19 protein-coding genes are annotated in these 18068 nt (G+C 53.4%); 7 read left to right on the top strand and 12 right to left on the bottom strand.

Translation table 11 applies throughout. The features are described from left to right. Window positions 1-84: 84 nt before the first annotated feature. On the top strand, window positions 85-507 hold the full coding sequence (locus AC6I8L_RS14740; protein WP_038645291.1) for a hypothetical protein: 423 nt from the start codon (window positions 85-87) through the stop codon (window positions 505-507). Between the two features lie 179 nt (window positions 508-686). On the opposite strand, the gene speG is transcribed toward AC6I8L_RS14740, so the two are convergent. Beyond that, window positions 687-1232: a spermidine N1-acetyltransferase gene (speG, locus tag AC6I8L_RS14735; RefSeq protein WP_034825496.1), complete on the bottom strand. Its 546-nt coding sequence runs from the start codon at window positions 1230-1232 to the stop codon at window positions 687-689. 229 nt (window positions 1233-1461) lie between these two features. Between speG and AC6I8L_RS14730 the strand changes: the two genes are divergently transcribed. From AC6I8L_RS14730 to AC6I8L_RS14720, 3 genes are read left to right on the top strand one after another with little or no spacing between them, the layout of a single operon-like run. Next, window positions 1462-2421: an ABC transporter substrate-binding protein gene (locus AC6I8L_RS14730; protein ID WP_058959181.1), complete on the top strand. Its 960-nt coding sequence runs from the start codon at window positions 1462-1464 to the stop codon at window positions 2419-2421. A gap of 20 nt (window positions 2422-2441) precedes the next feature. After that, complete coding sequence (locus tag AC6I8L_RS14725) at window positions 2442-3287, top strand: ABC transporter permease (protein ID WP_058959202.1); 846 nt, start codon at window positions 2442-2444, stop codon at window positions 3285-3287. Then, entirely contained in the window at window positions 3287-4072 is a 786-nt protein-coding gene (locus AC6I8L_RS14720) for an ABC transporter ATP-binding protein (protein WP_058959180.1), read from the top strand. Before AC6I8L_RS14725 ends, AC6I8L_RS14720 begins: the two co-directional genes overlap by 1 nt. Before the next feature lie 143 nt (window positions 4073-4215). Here AC6I8L_RS14720 and AC6I8L_RS14715 read toward each other — a convergent pair whose 3' ends face one another. Genes AC6I8L_RS14715 through AC6I8L_RS14695 form a run of 5 tightly spaced genes read right to left on the bottom strand, consistent with a single transcriptional unit; the run spans window position 4216 to window position 9171 of the window. Then, the gene (locus tag AC6I8L_RS14715; protein WP_034825502.1) at window positions 4216-4881 is read right to left on the bottom strand and encodes an ABC transporter ATP-binding protein; all 666 of its coding nucleotides are present in this window, start codon (window positions 4879-4881) and stop codon (window positions 4216-4218) included. Next, window positions 4874-5707, bottom strand: a complete 834-nt coding sequence (locus AC6I8L_RS14710) for an ABC transporter ATP-binding protein (RefSeq protein WP_058959179.1) — start codon at window positions 5705-5707, stop codon at window positions 4874-4876. The genes AC6I8L_RS14715 and AC6I8L_RS14710 overlap by 8 nt, the downstream gene beginning before the upstream one ends. Next, window positions 5697-6554: an ABC transporter permease gene (locus tag AC6I8L_RS14705; protein WP_058959178.1), complete on the bottom strand. Its 858-nt coding sequence runs from the start codon at window positions 6552-6554 to the stop codon at window positions 5697-5699. Before AC6I8L_RS14705 ends, AC6I8L_RS14710 begins: the two co-directional genes overlap by 11 nt. After that, complete coding sequence (locus tag AC6I8L_RS14700; protein WP_058959177.1) at window positions 6551-7603, bottom strand: ABC transporter permease; 1053 nt, start codon at window positions 7601-7603, stop codon at window positions 6551-6553. The genes AC6I8L_RS14705 and AC6I8L_RS14700 overlap by 4 nt, the downstream gene beginning before the upstream one ends. Continuing rightward, the gene (locus AC6I8L_RS14695) at window positions 7603-9171 is read right to left on the bottom strand and encodes an ABC transporter substrate-binding protein (RefSeq protein ID WP_058959176.1); all 1569 of its coding nucleotides are present in this window, start codon (window positions 9169-9171) and stop codon (window positions 7603-7605) included. The genes AC6I8L_RS14700 and AC6I8L_RS14695 overlap by 1 nt, the downstream gene beginning before the upstream one ends. Before the next feature lie 802 nt (window positions 9172-9973). On the opposite strand from AC6I8L_RS14695, the gene mgtA reads away from it, so the two are divergent. Together mgtA and AC6I8L_RS14685 are read left to right on the top strand one after the other, a co-directional pair. Next, window positions 9974-12697, top strand: a complete 2724-nt coding sequence (gene mgtA / locus AC6I8L_RS14690) for a magnesium-translocating P-type ATPase (protein ID WP_313377429.1) — start codon at window positions 9974-9976, stop codon at window positions 12695-12697. Window positions 12698-12856: 159 nt separating this feature from the next. After that, complete coding sequence (locus tag AC6I8L_RS14685; RefSeq protein WP_058959175.1) at window positions 12857-13534, top strand: SDR family oxidoreductase; 678 nt, start codon at window positions 12857-12859, stop codon at window positions 13532-13534. A 39-nt stretch (window positions 13535-13573) separates the two neighbouring features. Here the strand turns inward: AC6I8L_RS14685 and AC6I8L_RS14680 are convergent, their stop codons facing one another. From AC6I8L_RS14680 to AC6I8L_RS14655, 6 genes are all read right to left on the bottom strand, one after another. Further along, window positions 13574-14230 carry an epoxyqueuosine reductase QueH gene (locus AC6I8L_RS14680; RefSeq protein WP_034825520.1) on the bottom strand — a complete coding sequence of 219 codons (657 nt, stop codon included), beginning with the start codon at window positions 14228-14230 and terminating at the stop codon, window positions 13574-13576. A 116-nt stretch (window positions 14231-14346) separates the two neighbouring features. Next, complete coding sequence (locus AC6I8L_RS14675) at window positions 14347-14703, bottom strand: KPN_00521 family repetitive protein (RefSeq protein WP_038645311.1); 357 nt, start codon at window positions 14701-14703, stop codon at window positions 14347-14349. Window positions 14704-14947: 244 nt separating this feature from the next. Continuing rightward, window positions 14948-15802 carry a PA4780 family RIO1-like protein kinase gene (locus AC6I8L_RS14670; protein WP_058959174.1) on the bottom strand — a complete coding sequence of 285 codons (855 nt, stop codon included), beginning with the start codon at window positions 15800-15802 and terminating at the stop codon, window positions 14948-14950. A 115-nt stretch (window positions 15803-15917) separates the two neighbouring features. Beyond that, window positions 15918-16214: a contact-dependent growth inhibition system immunity protein gene (locus AC6I8L_RS14665; RefSeq protein ID WP_058959173.1), complete on the bottom strand. Its 297-nt coding sequence runs from the start codon at window positions 16212-16214 to the stop codon at window positions 15918-15920. A gap of 8 nt (window positions 16215-16222) precedes the next feature. Continuing rightward, complete coding sequence (locus AC6I8L_RS14660) at window positions 16223-16528, bottom strand: RNase A-like domain-containing protein (RefSeq protein ID WP_306301154.1); 306 nt, start codon at window positions 16526-16528, stop codon at window positions 16223-16225. Further along, window positions 16512-17048 (bottom strand): hypothetical protein, encoded by a 537-nt coding sequence (locus AC6I8L_RS14655; protein WP_306301153.1) that lies wholly within the window; start codon window positions 17046-17048, stop codon window positions 16512-16514. The genes AC6I8L_RS14660 and AC6I8L_RS14655 overlap by 17 nt, the downstream gene beginning before the upstream one ends. A gap of 681 nt (window positions 17049-17729) precedes the next feature. Between AC6I8L_RS14655 and AC6I8L_RS14650 the strand changes: the two genes are divergently transcribed. Further along, complete coding sequence (locus AC6I8L_RS14650; RefSeq protein ID WP_058959172.1) at window positions 17730-18065, top strand: hypothetical protein; 336 nt, start codon at window positions 17730-17732, stop codon at window positions 18063-18065. The last annotated feature ends 3 nt before the right edge of the window (window positions 18066-18068 follow it).

Raw genomic sequence — 18068 nt, 5'->3', positions numbered from 1 at the left:
CAGCACTGATAGGGCGATTGAGGCGAGTGAAAAGCAGGATAGGGCAGTTTAGACTGTCCTATCTGATTCTATAGCGGACCTGCCATGAACCTGCGACACCTTCTTCCTGCCACTGCATTGCTGCTGAGCGGCTGTGCCACCATTGTCGGCACGGAAACGCAGCCGGTAAAAATCGACTCTGTCCCGCAAGGCGCGCGTTTCACCGTGCAGGATGAGACCGGCCGCGCAGTGGCGCAGGGCTACACGCCACAAACCGTCGAGCTGGCAAAATCCACTGGTAATTATTTTGGTAAAAAACACTATCAGGTGATGCTGGAGAGTCCGGGCTACGTGCCGGTGACGCTGCCGATCGAGGCCAGTGCCAACCTGTGGTATCTGCTGGGTAATATCCCGTTACTGGGCTTCCCCGGCTGGCTGCTGGTGGATCCGTTCTATGGCGGCATGTACGACCTGAAACCTGAACATCCTCAGCCACGTCTCAACGTGGTGGGTGCGCGCGGCGGTTAAACCGCATGGCGTGGTCGCGGCGCAATTTTTTGTGCATCTCCGAAGCAGGTATGTCGCTGAGAGATGCGCGATACACCGCGCTGCTAAGGTTCAGCATCATCTTTTTAGTTAAAAGCGATAAATCACATAGCTGCCGTTTGATATTCAAGACGGCAGCGACAATGAGAGTCGATTTCAAGCTATTGCGCTGTCGGCTTCACCATGGCATGACCGGATTTATGCTGCGCCAGATACTGCTGCTGGAAAATGCACATGCGAATGGTATTGCGGTATTCACCATTGATGAAAAATTCGTGCTTCAGCACGCCTTCCACTTCAAATCCCAGTTTGGTGTAGATGTGAATCGCTTTCTCATTCTCCTGATCAACAATCAGGTAGAGTTTGTAGAGATTGAGCACCGAAAAGCCATAATCCATCGCCAGTTTAGCCGCCTGACTGGCTAAGCCTTTGCCCTGATGCCCAGGATCAATGATGATCTGAAACTCAGCGCGACGATGCACGTGATTGATCTCGACCAGTTCCACCAATCCCGCTTTTTGCCCATCGTGTTCAACGACAAAACGACGCTCTGTTTGATCGTGGATATGCTTGTCGTAGAGATCCGAGAGCTCGACAAAAGCTTCGTACGGCTCCTCAAACCAATAACGCATCACGCTGGCGTTGTTGTCTAACTGGTGCACAAAGTGCAGATCTTCTCGCTCAAGCGGACGCAATTTCACCGTCATACGGTGTTCCTTCTGTTGAAAAATTGGCGTGATTATAGCGCCATCCGCCGAAGGTTGCTTTCGCACCAGCGTGATCATCGGTATAGGGTTTATGCACCGTTTCAGTGCGCGATCTCAACCCCCTCTCCCCATCACAATGGGCTTTCACAATCTGGCACAGCCATTGCTTGGCTTGTATAGATAAGACTATACAACCGTTGTTTTTCATCACCTTTATCAGGAGTGGAAGATGGGCAAGCCAGTGAAACTCGTTGTTCGTGCATTAACCGCCGCAGTCCTGTGCGCCAGTGCTTTAGGAGCACAGGCGGCCGACACCAAAGTCGCCATCGGTATTTCCGGCTGGACCGGATTTGCCCCACTGACGCTGGCCGATAAAGCTGGGATTTTCAAAAAGCACGGCCTTGATGTCGATGTGAAGATGATCCCGCAGAGCAGCCGACATCTGGCGGTGGCTTCCGGCACCATTCAGTGCGCGGCGACCACGGTAGAAACCTACATCTCCTGGAACGCCGCAGGCGTGCCGATTAAGCAGATCGTTCAGCTGGACAAATCTTACGGTGCCGATGGCCTCGCCGCCCGCAGTGACATCACCAGCATCAAAGATTTGAAAGGCAAAACCATCGCGGTGGATGCGCCCGGCACCTCACCTTATTTCCTGCTGGCGTGGATGCTGGATAAAAACGGCATGACGATGAAAGACGTGCGTCTCGCGACCATGGCACCGCAGGCGGCGGCACAATCTTTTGCTGCGGGTCAAAATGATGCGGCAGTGACCTATGAACCTTATCTCTCGGTGATTCGCAACCAGCCCAAGGCAGGGAAGATCCTCGCCACCACGCTGGATTATCCGATGGTCATGGACACACTTGGCTGTACGCCGACGTTCCTGAAAGAGCATCCTCAGGCCGCGAAAGCGCTGGTGGCCAGCTATTACGATGCGCTGGAGATGATCAAACAGCAGCCGGATAAATCCAACGAGATCATGGGTGCAGCGGTGAAATCCACTGGCAAGGAGTTTGCGGAGTCAGCCAGTTATTTGCGCTGGCAGGGGCCGGAAGAGAATAAGAAATTCTTCAATGGTGAAATTGAAACCTTCAGTGATGAAGCCGGCAAACTGCTGCTGCGTGCAGGGGTGATCAAGAAAATGCCGGATGTGAAAAGCCTGTACGACGCCAGCTTTGTGCAGTAAGCAGGAGAAAGGAGATGGAGATGAGTAAAAGCCAACCCGTGACTCCGCCAGCAGCACTGCCGGATGCGCCGCAGCGCTGGCACAATCCGTTGATGGTGCCGCTGAAAGCGATTTCGCTGCGCTTACGTATCGCGCTCGGCATAGCGTTTTTTGTGCTGTTTATCGCGGTGTGGACGTTGGTAACGTTGGGCGGCATGGTGTCGCCCACTTTCCTCGCCGATCCGCTGACTATGCTGCAGCAGGGAGTGGTGTTGTTCACCGAGTACAACTTCTCGCTGGATATTGGCATGACGGTGATGCGCGTGTTATCGGGCTTCCTGCTGGCGGCCGTGATAGGTGTGCCGCTGGGCATCATGATGGGCGCTTACAAAACCTGGGAAGCCTTTCTTGAACCCTTCGTCTCCTTTTGCCGTTATTTACCGGCCTCGGCGTTTGTGCCGTTGCTGATTCTGTGGGCCGGTATCGGTGAAACCCAGAAAATCCTGGTGATCTTTATTGGCTCCTTCTTCCAAATCGTCTTGATGGTGGCGGTCACCGTGAGCGGCGCACGTCGCGATCTGGTGGAAGCGGCCTACACGCTAGGGTGCAGCAACCGTTCGATAGTGCGTCGCGTGCTGATCCCCGGCGCGGCACCGGGCATTGCTGAACTGCTGCGCCTGGTGCTCGGCTGGGCGTGGACTTACGTCATCGTCGCCGAATTGATCGGATCGGAAAGTGGCATCGGCCATATGATCGTCGACAGTCAGGCATTGCTGAATACCGGGCAGATCATTTTCGGCATTATTGTGATCGGCTGCATTGGCTTGATCTCTGACTATCTGTTCAAAGTGCTCAATCGGCGCTTGTTTGCATGGAGCACCCTGTAATGAAACACAGCAAACTCAACGTGCGCGGCGTGGAACGCATTTTTACCGGACCGAAAGGGGAACAGACCCAGGCGCTGCAGCCGATCCACTATCAGGTGGAGGAGAATGATTTCATCACTATCCTCGGTCCCTCAGGCTGCGGTAAATCCACGCTGCTGCGCATCATCGCCGGACTGGATACGCCCACGCGCGGGGAAATCTGGCTGGACGGTAAAAGCGTGGAAGGGCCGGGCGCCGATCGCGGCATGGTGTTCCAAAGCTACACGCTGTTCCCATGGCTGACGGTAGAGGAGAATATCCGTTTCGGCTTGCAGGAGCGCGGCATCAGTGCAGCGCAGCAGAAAGAGCGCAGCGACTACTACATCCAGCAGGTGGGATTACGCGGCTTTGCGCAGCACTATCCGCGCCAGCTCTCGGGCGGCATGCAGCAACGTACTGCGATCGCCCGTGCGCTGGCCAACGATCCCAAAGTGCTGTTGATGGATGAGCCGTTTGGCGCACTGGATAATCAGACGCGCGTGATGATGCAGGAGCTGTTGCTGTCGGTGTGGGAGCAGTCGCGCAAAACCGTGCTGTTCGTGACGCACGATATCGACGAAGCGATTTTCATGGCTAACAAGGTAGCGATTTTCAGCGCCCGGCCGGGCCGCATCAAGCAGGAGGTGGCAGTGAATTTCAACAATGGGCGCGATTACACCATTAAAACCTCACCCGAATTTATGGCGTTAAAGGCCGAAGTGACCGAGTCGATTCGCAGCGAGACGCTGCAGGCGATGGCGCATTAAGCAGAGATCACATTTAGCGTAAATTGAATGGTGCATCAATTTACGCCTGTCCGTGGCGGCACGATGGAGCATGCATCTGTTTGCGATATGATCGCTTTAGATGCGGATGAAAAATCGCGCCGCAACGGTTGAGTGAAAATGCGTTAACCGACAATCCGACCCAATGCCATATGCGCCGCGCGGTCGCACATATGATCGATCACATCGGGATCGTGACTCACCAGCACCATGGTCAACCCGTCATTCTGCTTCAAATCATTCAGCAGATTCAGGATCTCCGCCTGCACTGACATATCCAGCGCCGAGGTTGGCTCATCCAATAACAGGATCTTTGGCTCCAGCAGCAGGGCGCGCACAATCGCCACGCGCTGACGCTGGCCGCCGGACAGCTGATGCGGATAACGATCCGCCAGCGCTGGATCCAGCCCTACATGGCGAAAACCCTGATTGATGCGGTCGTCGATATTATCGCGCTTCAACATCTTCAACGGTTCGGCCAGGGTGCGGCGCAGACGATGGCGTGGATGCAGTGAGGCATACGGATCCTGAAACACCATCTGCACATCACGACGCAGCGGACCGGTAAAGGCTTTACCTGGCTGCACATCGGTGCCGGCCAGTTGCATGCTGCCGCTCCAGAACGGGTTCAAACCTGCCATCACCCACAGCAGCGATGACTTGCCGCAGCCCGATGGCCCCACCAGACCGAAACATTCTCCCGCCGCCACCTGCAAGGATACGTCATGCACCACGGTGCGCAGTTCGTAGCCCTGCTTATGCGACACGCTCAGATTGTTTAACTCAATCATTGCTGGCCTCCAGCGCAGCACGATCCAGCACCGGCAAGCGTTCACCGTGCGTGGCTTTGCTCGGACGACAGGACCATAGCGTGCGTGTGTAAGGATGAGTCGCATTAGATAGCTCTGCCGCAGGCAACGTATCCAGCAATTTGCCTTTGTACATCACCATCACGCGATCGCAGTGCTCAGAGACCTGCTGCAGATCGTGGCTGATCAGCAGTAAGCCCATATTGCGCTGCTCCACCAAACTACGAATCAGTGCCAGCACTTGATCGCGCATCGCATGATCAAGCGCCGAGGTCGGTTCATCGGCAATCAGCAGATCGGGATCGGTGATCAATGCGATCGCCAGCATCACACGCTGCCCCATGCCGCCGGAAAGCTGATGCGGATAACGCTTCATCAACTGACGGGGATCCGGCAGACCGACCGCATCCAGCATCTCGCACACTTTCTCTTTACGTTCGGCACGGCTCAGTTTGCGGTGCAGCACCAGCGGCTCTTCAACCTGCCAGCCGATAGTGCGGGTGGGGTTCAGTGCGTATTTTGGATCCTGCATCACCATCGCGACTTTGCCGCCGCGCAGGGCGATCCAGTCACGTTCGCGCAGGTTGAGCGCATCGGCACCCACCACCTGTAAGCGATCGGCCTGCAGGTGCAATGAAGGAGAGAGCAGCCCCATCAGCGAGCGGGCCGTCAGTGATTTGCCCGAACCGGATTCACCCACCAGCGCCACGCGCTCACGGCCAATTTGAAAGGCGATATTATCCACTAACAGCGTATCTTCGCTGCGGATGGTCAGCCCCTGCACATCAATTAACAGATCATTTGGCATGACGGGTATCCAGTCGGTCGCGCAGGCCATCGCCTGTCAGATTAAACGCCAGACTGGCGAACAGAATCGCACCGCCGGGGGCGGCAGCCACCCACCATTGGTCGAAAATCACTTTACTGCCTTCCGCCACCATCGAACCCCATTCGGCGGTTGGCGGTTGCACGCCCATGCCCAGGAAGCCGAGGCCCGCAGCGGAGAGAATGATGCCGCCGAGGCTCAGCGCCGCACGCACTACTGCGGTGGGCAAACACAGCGGTAAAATGTGCCCGAACATCAAACGCAAACCGGTAATGCCCTGCATGCGTGCGGCAGCCAGATAATCACTACGGCGCAGTGCCAGGGTTTCCGCACGCGCCTGACGGGCAAATGGCGGCCAGCTGGTTAATGCCAGCGCCAGCGCACCGTTCATCAATCCTGGACCGAGCATCGCCACCAGCGCCAAAGCAATCACCAGATTCGGCAGCGACAGGAAGATATCCGTTATGCGCATCAGCACGCGTTCGGCCCAGCCGCCCACATAGCCGGCAGTAATCCCGACCAGCAGGCCCACCGGAATGGTCAGTACCAGAATCAGTGACACCAGCAGCAGCGTAGGACGCGCACCGTAGATCACGCGTGACAGCAAATCGCGGCCAAAGCCATCGGTGCCAAACCAATGCAGCGCGGAAGGGGCCTGCAAACGCTGGGCAATCACCTGGGCGTTAGGATCAAACGGTGCCAGCAGCGGAGCAAACAGCGCCATCGCCACCACAATCACCACCAGCGTCAGACCGATGGTCAGTGAAGTCACGCGCGCACGGCGGCGGCGTGGACGAACTGTCTCCAGTTCAGAGAGTTGTTGAGTCATCGGGTTCTCGGATCGGTTAACCAGGTGAGGGCATCGGCCACGGCATTAAGCAGAATAAAGCAGCTGCCAATCAGCAGGGTCGAGCCGAGAATCGCTGGTGTATCAGAGGAAAACAGCGCGTTGGTCATATAACGTCCGACACCGGGCCAGGCGAAGACCGTTTCCGTTAACACCGAGCCTTCCAGCAGGGTGGCGTAGGAGAGGGCGATGACCGTGATCAGCGTCCCCAGCACGTTGGGGAAGATATGACGCAGCAGGATGCGAGTCCGCCCTGCGCCTTTGGCGCGCGCCAGAATCACATACTCTTTGCTGCTCTCTTCTAACAGCGCGGCACGCAATAAGCGTGTAATACCGGCCATCGCCAGTAAGCCAAGAATCACCACCGGCAGCCACAGGTGGGCAATCGCATTGCGGAACATCTCGGGATCGCCAGACAGCCAGCTATCAATCAGCACAAAGCCGGTTTTCGGCTCCAGCGTGTAGATCCAGATATCATCCAACTGTCCCGGCCCGGCAGACCAATGCAACACCGCGTAAAACAGCAGCAGACCCAGCAGACCCAGCCAGAATACCGGAACGGAATAGCCGAGCAGCGAGATAAAGCGCGCTACGTTATCGATCACGCTGCCCGGCTTCCACGCGGCCAGCAAGGCTAAAGTGATGCCAAATACCGCCGCAAAGATCATCGCACAGGTGGCGAGTTCAATGGTGGCGGGGAAGGTGCGCATCAGATCCGTGCTGACAGGCTGATTGGTCAGATGCGAGAGTCCTAAATTGCCCTGCGCCAGATGGCTGATATAACGCCAGAACTGTACCAGCACCGGCTGGTCGAGGCCGAGATCGTGGCGCACCTGTGCGTAAGTCGCCTCGCTGGCGTGATCGCCGGCGATCTGTTGCACCGGATCAACCGGCGACAGGTGCGACAGCATGAAAGTGAACGCTAACAAACCGATTAGCGTCACCAGCAGCGATAACAGGCTGGTGACCAGGCGGCTGAAACGTTGCCAGAGCGGCCGGGCGAACCCGGCCTGTGAAGCAGACACTGCCATTACTTAGAAACCTGCGAGTAATACACCATGTCAGGGTTAATCCCCTGCACATAGCCTTTCAGGTTATCGCGCAATGCAATCAGGTTGCGCGCTTGCAAGCCGATCACGTAGGGCGAGTTCTTCAGCACTTCACGCTGCATCGCCTGATACAGCTCAACGCGTTTATTGCTGTCAGCTTCGGCGGTGGCGGCCAGCGTTTGTTTACTCAGCTCTGGAATGTGCCAGTCAGAGCGGTAAGCAATGGTTTTGCTGCCATCTTCCGGGTTATAGGCGAACGAGGCGGCATTGGTATTCGGATCGAAATAATCCGCACCCCAGGCGTTCAGTGTCGCTTCGTACTGATGCGCTTTCACGCGAGTAGAGACTTCAGAACTCAGGCCCGGCTGCACTTCGACTTTCACGCCACCTTTGGCAAAGCTGCCCTGTAATGCCTGCGCAATGTCGAGGTACGGCGGTTGATTGCTGGTAGAGAGCTTAAAGCTGACGTTGGTTAAACCTGCTTTCTTCAGAATCGCTTTGGCTTTTTCCGGATCGTAGGTGTACGGCGTGTCATTCAACGCACCGAGGAAACCTTTAGGCAGGAAGGTTTGATGTACTTCGAACTGGCCTTTCAGCAGGTCGTTAGCAATACCTTTGTAGTCGAACAGGTAACGCGCCGCTTCCCACAGTGCCGGGTTCTTCAACACTGGATTCTCACCGACGTTGAACTGAATGTAGTAGAGCGAGGCCATCGGAATCGCTTCGGTCTTCACGCCCGTTTTGCCTTTCAGCGCCGCAATTTGGTCTGCGCCGAGGTTACGAGCAATATCCACATCGCCCTGTTCCAGCAGCAGACGACGCGCAGCAGGTTCCGGCACGTTCTTGATCAGGATGTTCTTCAGCTTCGGTGCGCCCGCCGGTGAGGTCGGGTTGGCGGTCAGCAATACCACTTCATGCAGCACCACTTTACGAATCTGATACGGGCCGCTACCCGCGGAGTGGGTGCCTAACCAGGCATGACCGAAGTCACCGTTTTTGGCATTCGCCTGTGCAGTTTTCTCATCCACAATCGAAGAGACCGGTGCAGACAGCAGGCTAAGCACATAAGCCGGGCTGACGTTGGCGCTCCAGCTGATCTGCACATGGTTGTCATCGACTTTTTTCAGGAAGGTATCGACGTTGTCTTTATTCCAGCCGAGCTGCGTCAGAATAAAGGAAGGGTCGAGGTTAAGTTTCACCACGCGACCCAGCGAGAAGATCACATCTTCCGGACGCAGCGGATTACCACTGGCGAATTGCGCGCCTTCGCGCAGTTCAAAGGTCAGGCTGCGATTGTCACTGCCTGGCGTCCAGGAGGTGGCCAGCGTTGGCTTCAGATCGGTGGGATTGGTCGGATCCGACTGAACCAGACGTTGATAGATGTTAGTGAATGCTTGCACTGTGGTGAGTTCAAAGCCCTGTGCCGGATCGAAGCTATCAGCATCATCAGTCGACTGCGCAATCACCAGCGTATCTTTTGGTGTTGCGGCCTGAGCAGAGAAGGCGGCTACCAGCGATAACGCCAGCAGTGAGGGAATGATTTTTTTCATGTTGTTTCCTTGCCTTAAAAAAGTAACGCGAGTTTACGAGAGCGCCGTAATGAAGAATAGTCAATTTATGGCTATACATATGCTTTACGGTTCTAAGCGCGACGGATTGGTTATAAGCCTGTTAAATATGCCGTTATTGTTATCGTGCCGCGCAGTGCTACAGACTCGCTAATTTTTGTCCTTTCATCAACCAAATCACAACGGAATTTAAACTCGTTGCTGAACGGAAATAATTAACTTTACTTCGAAGTCTTCAGGAATATAATGGCGCCAACTTCAAACAGGAGAATTCAGTTGGACAGTCACCCTTTTAGATGGCAACACAAGGCAAGCTGACGCGCGAATTCTTTTGTCGCTGCTTGCCAACACGGCGGGCAGCAATCCTCTCTTCTCTCTGATGATTGTTCCCCTTAAAACGACAGTAGCGGGTTGATGCCCGTGGGGATTTCATCATGCACATGATTTTAAACGCACTTTTTCCTCCACCTCGATGCGCGCGCTGATTTTCAGCGTGCATAATTAACCGCTGTTTTAGCGCGTTTTGGCACGTCCGTGCTCAGGCTACCTGGCAAATCTGGACTGACTGAAGATCGCTCTCAGCGGCATCATTGACATCGTCATCGCTATTTCTCGTTATTTTAACGAGCGAATTTCTTCGTCTTTTATTTACGGGAGGTTATATGGAAATTCCCGATAGGTTATTTTTAATCATCTAACGCAGCGTCGTTAATTTAATTTATCCCGAACTATGTGCTCCATGCACAGGGACTGTTATTGCCGTAAAAAATAGAGGAATGTCATCATGACTGACATGAAACTCAACCAGGAAAAAAAATCCTGGAGCAACGCCCGCCCGCAGCGTCAGAAAACGCCGCGCTATCTGATTGAAGATGAAGCCGGTTTCACCGCCGATGAAACCCTGGTTCGCCTGCGCAGTGATGCGCTGGGCCTGAGCGAACGCGAAGCCGAAGCGCGTCTGGAAGTCTATGGCCGCAATCAGGTGGCGCATGATAAAGCGCCGCACGCGCTGATTCAGCTGATCCAGGCATTCAATAACCCGTTCATCTACGTATTAATGGCGCTGGCAGCGGTGAGTTTTTTCACTGACTACCTGCTGCCATTACGTAAAGGCGAGGAGACCGACCTGACCGGTGTCATCATCATTGTGACGATGGTAACGCTCAGCGGTTTGCTGCGCTTCTGGCAGGAGTTCCGCACCAATAAAGCCGCGCAGGCGTTGAAATCCATGGTGCGCACGACTGCCACTGTGCTGCGCCGGGAATCTGCCCAGCAACCACCGGCTAGACAGGAAGTGGATATTGCCACTTTAGTCCCCGGCGACATTATCTATCTATCGGCTGGCGATCTGGTGCCTGCCGACGTACGTTTGCTGGATTCGCGTGACCTGTTTATCAGCCAGGCGATCCTGACCGGTGAATCACTGCCGGTGGAGAAATATGACGTCACGGGCCACGTCACCAGCAAAGGCGCGGGAGCGAGCGATCACGGGGCTTCACTGCTGGAACTCGGTAGCGTGTGTCTGATGGGCACCAACGTCTCCAGCGGCAGCGCCAAAGCGGTGGTAGTGGCAACCGGCGGCGAAACCTACTTTGGCAGCCTGGCGAAATCGATTGTCGGTAATCGCTCGCAAACTGCTTTTGATCGCGGTGTGAACAGCGTCAGCTGGCTGCTGATCCGCTTCATGCTGGTGATGGTACCGGTGGTTCTGCTGATTAACGGGCTAACCAAAGGCGACTGGCTGGATGCCTCGCTGTTTGCGCTGGCGGTAGCGGTCGGTCTGACGCCGGAAATGCTGCCGATGATTGTCAGCTCGAATCTGGCGAAAGGTGCGATTGCCATGTCACGCCGCAAAGTGATTGTGAAACGGCTGAACGCGATTCAGAACCTCGGCGCAATGGACATCCTGTGTACCGATAAAACCGGCACGCTGACCCAGGACAATATCATTCTTGAGCATCATCTGGATTGCGCCGGGGTGGAAAACTCTCGCGTACTGATGCTGAGCTGGCTCAACAGCCACTATCAGAGCAGCACGCCGAATCTGATGGATCGTGCGATTCTGCGCTACGGCAAGGATCGTGTAACGGCGGACATGGGCGACTATTACGCCAAAGTGGATGAGTTGCCGTTTGATTTTGTGCGTCGCCGCGTTTCTGTTGTGGTGCGCGATCGTCGTCTGAATCAACAGATGCTGATCTGTAAAGGCGCGGTAGAAGAGATGCTGAGCATCGCTACGGCTGAGCGTGAAGGAAAACTGGTTCAGCCGCTGGATGAAAAACGCCGTGCAGAATTGTTAGCTCTGGCACACCAGTACAACGAGCAAGGTTTCCGTGTATTGCTTGTGGCGAGTCGTGTACTGGAAGAGCCGGGCTTGCAGCAGGCATTGAGTGTGGCGGATGAACAAGGGTTAACCGTGGAAGGGTTGCTCACTTTCCTCGATCCACCTAAAGAGAGTGCCGCCAAAGCCATTAACGCGCTGCGTGAAAACGGCGTCAGCGTCAAAGTGCTGACCGGCGACAACCCGGTGGTCACCGCACGTATTTGCCAGCAAGTTGGTATCGACAGTGGCGATATCGTGACTGGCGATCAGATCGCGATGATGAGCGATGAGCAACTGGCAGAGGCGGCAGCGCACAGCGCGGTGTTTGCCAAACTGACGCCGCTGCAGAAATCTCGCATCTTGCGTGCATTGCAGCAGCAAGGACACACCGTCGGTTTCCTCGGCGATGGGATTAATGATGCGCCAGCCCTGCGTGATGCCGATGTCGGGATTTCAGTGGATAGCGCAGCAGATATCGCGAAAGAGTCTTCTGACATCATCTTGCTGGAAAAAGATCTGATGGTGCTGGAAGAGGGGGTGATGAAAGGACGCGAAACCTTCGGCAACATCATCAAGTATCTCAACATGACCGCCAGTTCCAACTTTGGCAACGTGTTCTCTGTACTGGTGGCGAGCGCCTTTATTCCGTTCCTGCCAATGCTGGCGATTCACTTGCTGATTCAGAACCTGATGTATGACCTGTCTCAACTGGCGCTGCCATGGGACAAAATGGACCGTGAGTTCCTGCGCAAACCGCGCAAATGGGACGCGCGTAATATCAAACGCTTTATGCTGTGGATTGGGCCTACATCATCAATCTTTGATATCACGACTTTTGCTGTGATGTGGTACGTGTTTGCCGCCAACACGCCGGAAATGCAGTCACTGTTCCAGTCCGGTTGGTTTGTAGAAGGATTGCTGTCGCAGACGCTGGTGGTGCATATGCTGCGCACCCAGAAAATCCCGTTCATCCAGAGCCGTGCTGCACTGCCGGTGCTGCTGACTACGGCGTGTGTGATGATTGCAGGCATTCTGCTGCCATTCTCCCCGTTGGGACACATGGTGGGATTGACCCCGTTGCCCTGGGCTTACTTCCCATGGCTGGTCGCGACCTTGTTAGGTTACTGCGTGGTCGCACAGGGCATGAAAATGCTCTACATCAAACGCTTCGGCCAGTGGTTCTAACTCCATGGAGGCGCTATGCGGAATCGGAATCTTAATAAGGTGGTGTGCCATCTGCTGATAATGATGGTGGTGATTGTTGTGCTAACGTGGGTGTTTCGTTAGTCAAACCAAGGGCAGGTTATCCTGCCCTTTTTGCCTTTTAACTGCGGGAAGGGACAAATGAGCCAAACAAAACGCGCGTTAATTATCGGTGCTTCAAAGGGGATTGGACTGGCGGTGGTGCAGCAACTGCTGGCCGATGGCTGGGACGTTACGGCGACTTATCGCAGCACTGCCGTTTCCTATCAGCATGAAAAACTGCGCTGGCTGCCGCTGGATATCACTATTGCCACACAGCGTGAGCAATTACTTCAGCAACTCAAAGGCGAGCAGTTTGATCGCGCGCTGATCAATGCCGGGATTCTCGGCCCGGATTCAATGGAATTGATCGCCACTTCCGATGATGAATTGATGCAACTGTTTATGACCAATAGCGTTGCGCCCGTGCGCATGGCGGAAGGTCTGTTGCCGTTGCTGACGGAAAAACAGGGTGTGCTTGGCATCACCACATCTCGTCTCGGCAGTCTGACGGAAAATGCGGAAGCGCTTCGCCCTTACTACTCTGCCAGCAAGGTGGCACTGAATATGCTGAGCCGTGCACTACTGCAGCAGATGGATCCGCGTGGCACAACCTTGCTATCGCTGCATCCGGGCTGGGTGAAGACCGATATGGGCGGGGATGATGCGGATATTACGGCGGTCGAAAGTGCTCAGGGAATAGTGACGCAACTGAACCGTTTTGCCGGGCAGGGCGGACATCATTACGTCGATTACAGCGGCAGGCAATTAGCCTGGTGAGAGTAAGCGCCTGCTAACAGATGCCAGCAGGCTAATTGTTTATTCGTCGGGCTGGTAGTACTGCACACCAATTTCAATGCGTTCGCGCCCGCTGGCCACGCGATGGCGATTGCTGTCGCGCAGCGAGTAGATGCAGCCGCAGTACTCCTGCTGATAGAAACGCTCGCGCTTGCTGATCTCGATCATGCGTGATGATCCACCGCCTTTACGCCAGTTAAACTCCCAATACAGCATGTCAGGATAGTGCGCTGCTGCACGCACGCCGCAGTCATTTATCTGCTTCATGTCCTTCCAGCGCGAAATGCCCAGCGAACTGGTGATCACCGGGAAGCCATTTTCATGCGCATACAGCGCAGTGCGTTCAAAGCGCATGTCGAAACACATGGTGCAGCGTACGCCACGCTCCGGTTCCCACTCCATGCCGCGTGCCCGATCAAACCAGTTATCTTTATCGTAATCGGCATCCACGAAAGGCACACCGAACTGCTCAGCAAAGCGGATATTTTCTTCTTTGCGCAGCTCGTACTCTTTCAGCGGATGAATGTTTGGGTTGTAAAAGAAGATGGTGTAATCGATTCCGGAAGCCAGCATCGCTTCCATCACCTCACCCGAGCAGGGTGCGCAGCAGGAGTGCAACAGCACTTTATTGTGACCGTTGGGTAAAGGCAGAGGTTGGCGTTTGAAGGTGTCAGACATGAGAAAAAATAGTTAATGAGTGTTGGGCGAAGTGTAAGTCGATATCGCGCCGCACGCAAAGCGGCAAAAACGAAAAAGGCCGCAATCGCGGCCTTTCGGGGTTCTGTCAGAAGAACTTATTCAGTCACTTTCTTCTTCAGATCGCTGGCACCTTCTTTGGTTTTGTTCCAGCCTTTAGTCGCACCTTCTTTGGTGGCATCCCACCCTTTTTCAGTGCCTTCTTTGGTTTTGTTCCAGCCTTTCTGTGCGCCTTCGCTCACTTTGCTGCTGGTGCTGTCGCTCTTACCTTCAACAGCATGCTTGGCTTTCAGCTTCTGCTCTTCGCCCTGATGCTGCGCCTGATGCAGCTTCTCTTTGGCGGTGTTTGCGCCCGCTTGTGCGTTCGCGACGGTGTCGTCAGTTGCATGTGTGGTAGCGGCAAAAGCCGAAGAAGCCAGCAGCAGGGCAGATACAGCAATAATTGTCTTTTTCATGAATATTCCCTCATCAATCGCTCTATGAGTTATGAGCGTAGTTAACAATGGCACGCTCAGCCCGAATTGGCTCCAGGAATAACCTTAATTGAATCATCGGGTTTAGTGGGAGGGGAGGAAATACTCGATGAGAGGTAAAGTAAAGTGACGCCGCGCAGCAGATGTACACTGGAGGTTTGATACTCTTCAAGGTGCATATATCAATGCGCGGACGAAAGCCTTGATGCAAATTTAGTCGGGTTAACTATTCTTCATCCCGCTCTTTAGCCGCGCGCTGGCGATCGTAATACTCATCTTCAGCAGAGATGATTTCGTCCAGCAGGGAATCCATATCTACAGCATGAACTTCTTCCACAAACAGACCGGTTAAAACGGTTTCAGGCGTTAACTTACCGTCTTCAAATAGCTGCCAGATCTCTTTCGCATAACGCGTTTCTAAAATCTGCGGGGCAAACTGACCGTAATATTCGGTGATATTATTCACATCGCGCTCGAACATTGATTCGGCGTGGTTGTTTGCTGAAGCATCCACCGCTTGAGGCAGGTCGATGATCACTGGGCCATGCTCATCTTGCAACACGTTAAACTCTGACAGATCGCCATGCACAATGCCGGCACACAACATGCGTACGATATTGCGAATCATGGTGGCGAAATCAGTCAGAGCTTCCTCTTGCGACAAAATCACATCGCTCAGACGTGGTGCTACTGCGCCATCTGCATCAGTGACCAGCTCCATTAACAACACACCGTCGAGGCACATATAGGGTTCAGGCACGCGAACGCCGGCTTTGGCCAGACGGAACAGCGCGTCGACTTCTGCAGTATGCCAGACTTCCTCTTGCTGCTTGCGTCCGAATTTGGAGCCTTTTTGCATTGCACGCGCGCTACGGGAGTTGCGAACTTTGCGCCCCTCCTGGTATTGCACGGCCTGCTTAAAGCTGCGCTGAGAAGCTTCTTTGTAGACTTTAGCGCACTGGACTTTGCCGCCGCACATGACAGTGTAAACGTCAGCTTCTTTGCCGCTTTTCAAGCGCTGAAGCACGTTATCGATCAGGCCGTCATCGACCAGCGGTTGGATTCGGTTTGGAATTTTCATGCGGCTTTATACCGCATTTCAGGGGACTCACGCATTAAGAACATGGGGCATAACTGAAGAAAAGCCAGACGCGTGGCATTATGAGCAGGGGATGGGTTCAGTATCACCCTACCTCTCATTTCTCTAGCGAGATTTGACGTACTGTTATCAGGAATTCACGCGCGGTGGTGTCCCAAAGCTCAGGTGAGAAATCAAACTCATAGCGTCGCTTGAACTCCTCCTCTACGCCATCATCATAGGCGGAGATAAAATCATCGACTTCTTCGATGAGATCTTTGAGCATCCAATCTGGGGCTGTTTTTTTGAAGAGCCTGACTATGCCTTCAACTGTGTCTTCGCCATCATTAATGATGTCGGCGTCCTGATTGAAATAACCGAAAATCAGTTGATCAAGAAAATGGAAATTTTGCATTTTGCACCTTAAAGAGACGGGAACGCGGTAAGAATGTAGTAGGGTTTTCCATTAAATTGTTGAAATTCAATGACCACTCTCACATTTGTCATGGCAATCCGCTGGCTGTCTCCTCGTTTGAAGCCGTAGCCAATAGTTTTCCCTGCTGCATTACGAATAGTTAGTCTGACACCTTTCTTGCCACCTGAGAGAACAGACTTTATGACGGCTCTATTAGCAAAAAGCGCTCTCGATATTGCTTCCTCTGCTATCTGCAGGTTAGTAAAGGTGGTAGAGAACGTTAAACGCTTATTGGTTTCAAAACGGGATAACAACTCTGCATCGCTTTTGCCAACGTGTGTGGAAAGCGTATGCCCTCCGGGTTTTAAGCCCCGTCATCGATTCATGCTCAATCAGTTTGATGCGACCCGCTCTCACCGATGCTAACCGGGTTGCACTAATACTAAATGCAATTCCTGGTGGAACAGCGATGTCGACAGTCAGGCCGATTTTTATCGCAGTTTCGTCATCCGCGCCAAAGGATTTTGCCATTGCCTCAGCTGCTTTGTACGTTGCCGTTCGGGTATTTCTGCCCACAATAATCTGATTAGCAGCAGCATGAATACTGTCGAGACTGTGTGCCCCAACAACAACGCATCCTGCTTTAGTCAGTCCAGTCGGTTCAGACGCGATACACAGGGCAGCGGCACCAACCAACTCAACTGATCCCATAATCAGCCCCAGTCCACCATATAGCCGATTACTTGTGGTTTCTGCCTCCGTAACTGTTTTATCAGAGAGCGCGGCGGCAAGTTGTACCGGGGATATTGCGATTTTTATGCCATCATCCATCACGAAGTCTCCGGTGGTTAAAAAACAAACATGTTGATTGTAAAATCATTTATGACACAACCAACATTTGAAGCCAAAAAATTGTATTAAAAGTGACCTGGTTTCGCGATGAACGGTCGACCTGCAATCCATTTAGGCGCTAACTTGCCCGCACAAACCACACTGATTATATGAGGGGGGCTTAGTGCGGAACATAGCCTTTTAAACGGCGAGGGAAGAGGAATATCTGGTTCAGGGGATAATCTATATCAACTGCTGGAGCACAGCACTCCAGTGTTAGTTAATGGGCGCAAGGTCTTCGCCATGTCTAAATTTATGGGGTCAGTCCACAGTGCCGGGCTTTTTTACGTCCGCTGCTTAAGTGCATGTCTATGCTGCATGAAAACGCATGAGTCTCCGGTATCTCGGAACGGCAGGAAAGGCCAGCAGCGGCGCGGCTCAGGCCTAATCATGCAGGTGCATGAAAAACGCTGCATAAAGCGGGCAGGCGTGGCGGGGCTACGAGAGCGCGCAACAGCAAAAAGATTAGAGCTGCAATTCTCATGCCTAGTCTTACCGTTACTGATTGATTAACTAAATTCACGTTTGTTTGAAGGTGATGCTTTGTAAATACCATATTGTAAGGTAATGTTGTAAGTAAGTATTAACAAAGCATGTAATCACATAGCGCATGAGATATGTAAAATGCTCAACCATATATATGGAGTTGTGGGTGTAATAGGAACCTTGGCCACGTTATTAGCAACTTATTTGACAAACAAGGATTTATCGCAATGGATTTTGATAGCATCTGGATGGATTGCAGCATTATTGACTGGTTATTTTAACTATCTCGCGATTAAAAAACTAAGCCAAAGCACTGATACGCATGCCAGTAAGGCTTGTGAATTATCTAATGAATTGACCCTGATGACTCAGCAAAAGGAATCATTGCAAAATATCGCGGATTATTTAGCAAAAAACAACCCACAGCATGTAGCAACTCCAAGGACTACACTGCGGCAGGAGTCTGGAGAATAATAA

The organism is Type-E symbiont of Plautia stali, assembly GCF_059731115.1.
The sequence above is the reverse complement of the archived record's forward strand: the minus strand, read 5'-3'. Positions and strand labels throughout refer to the sequence as shown.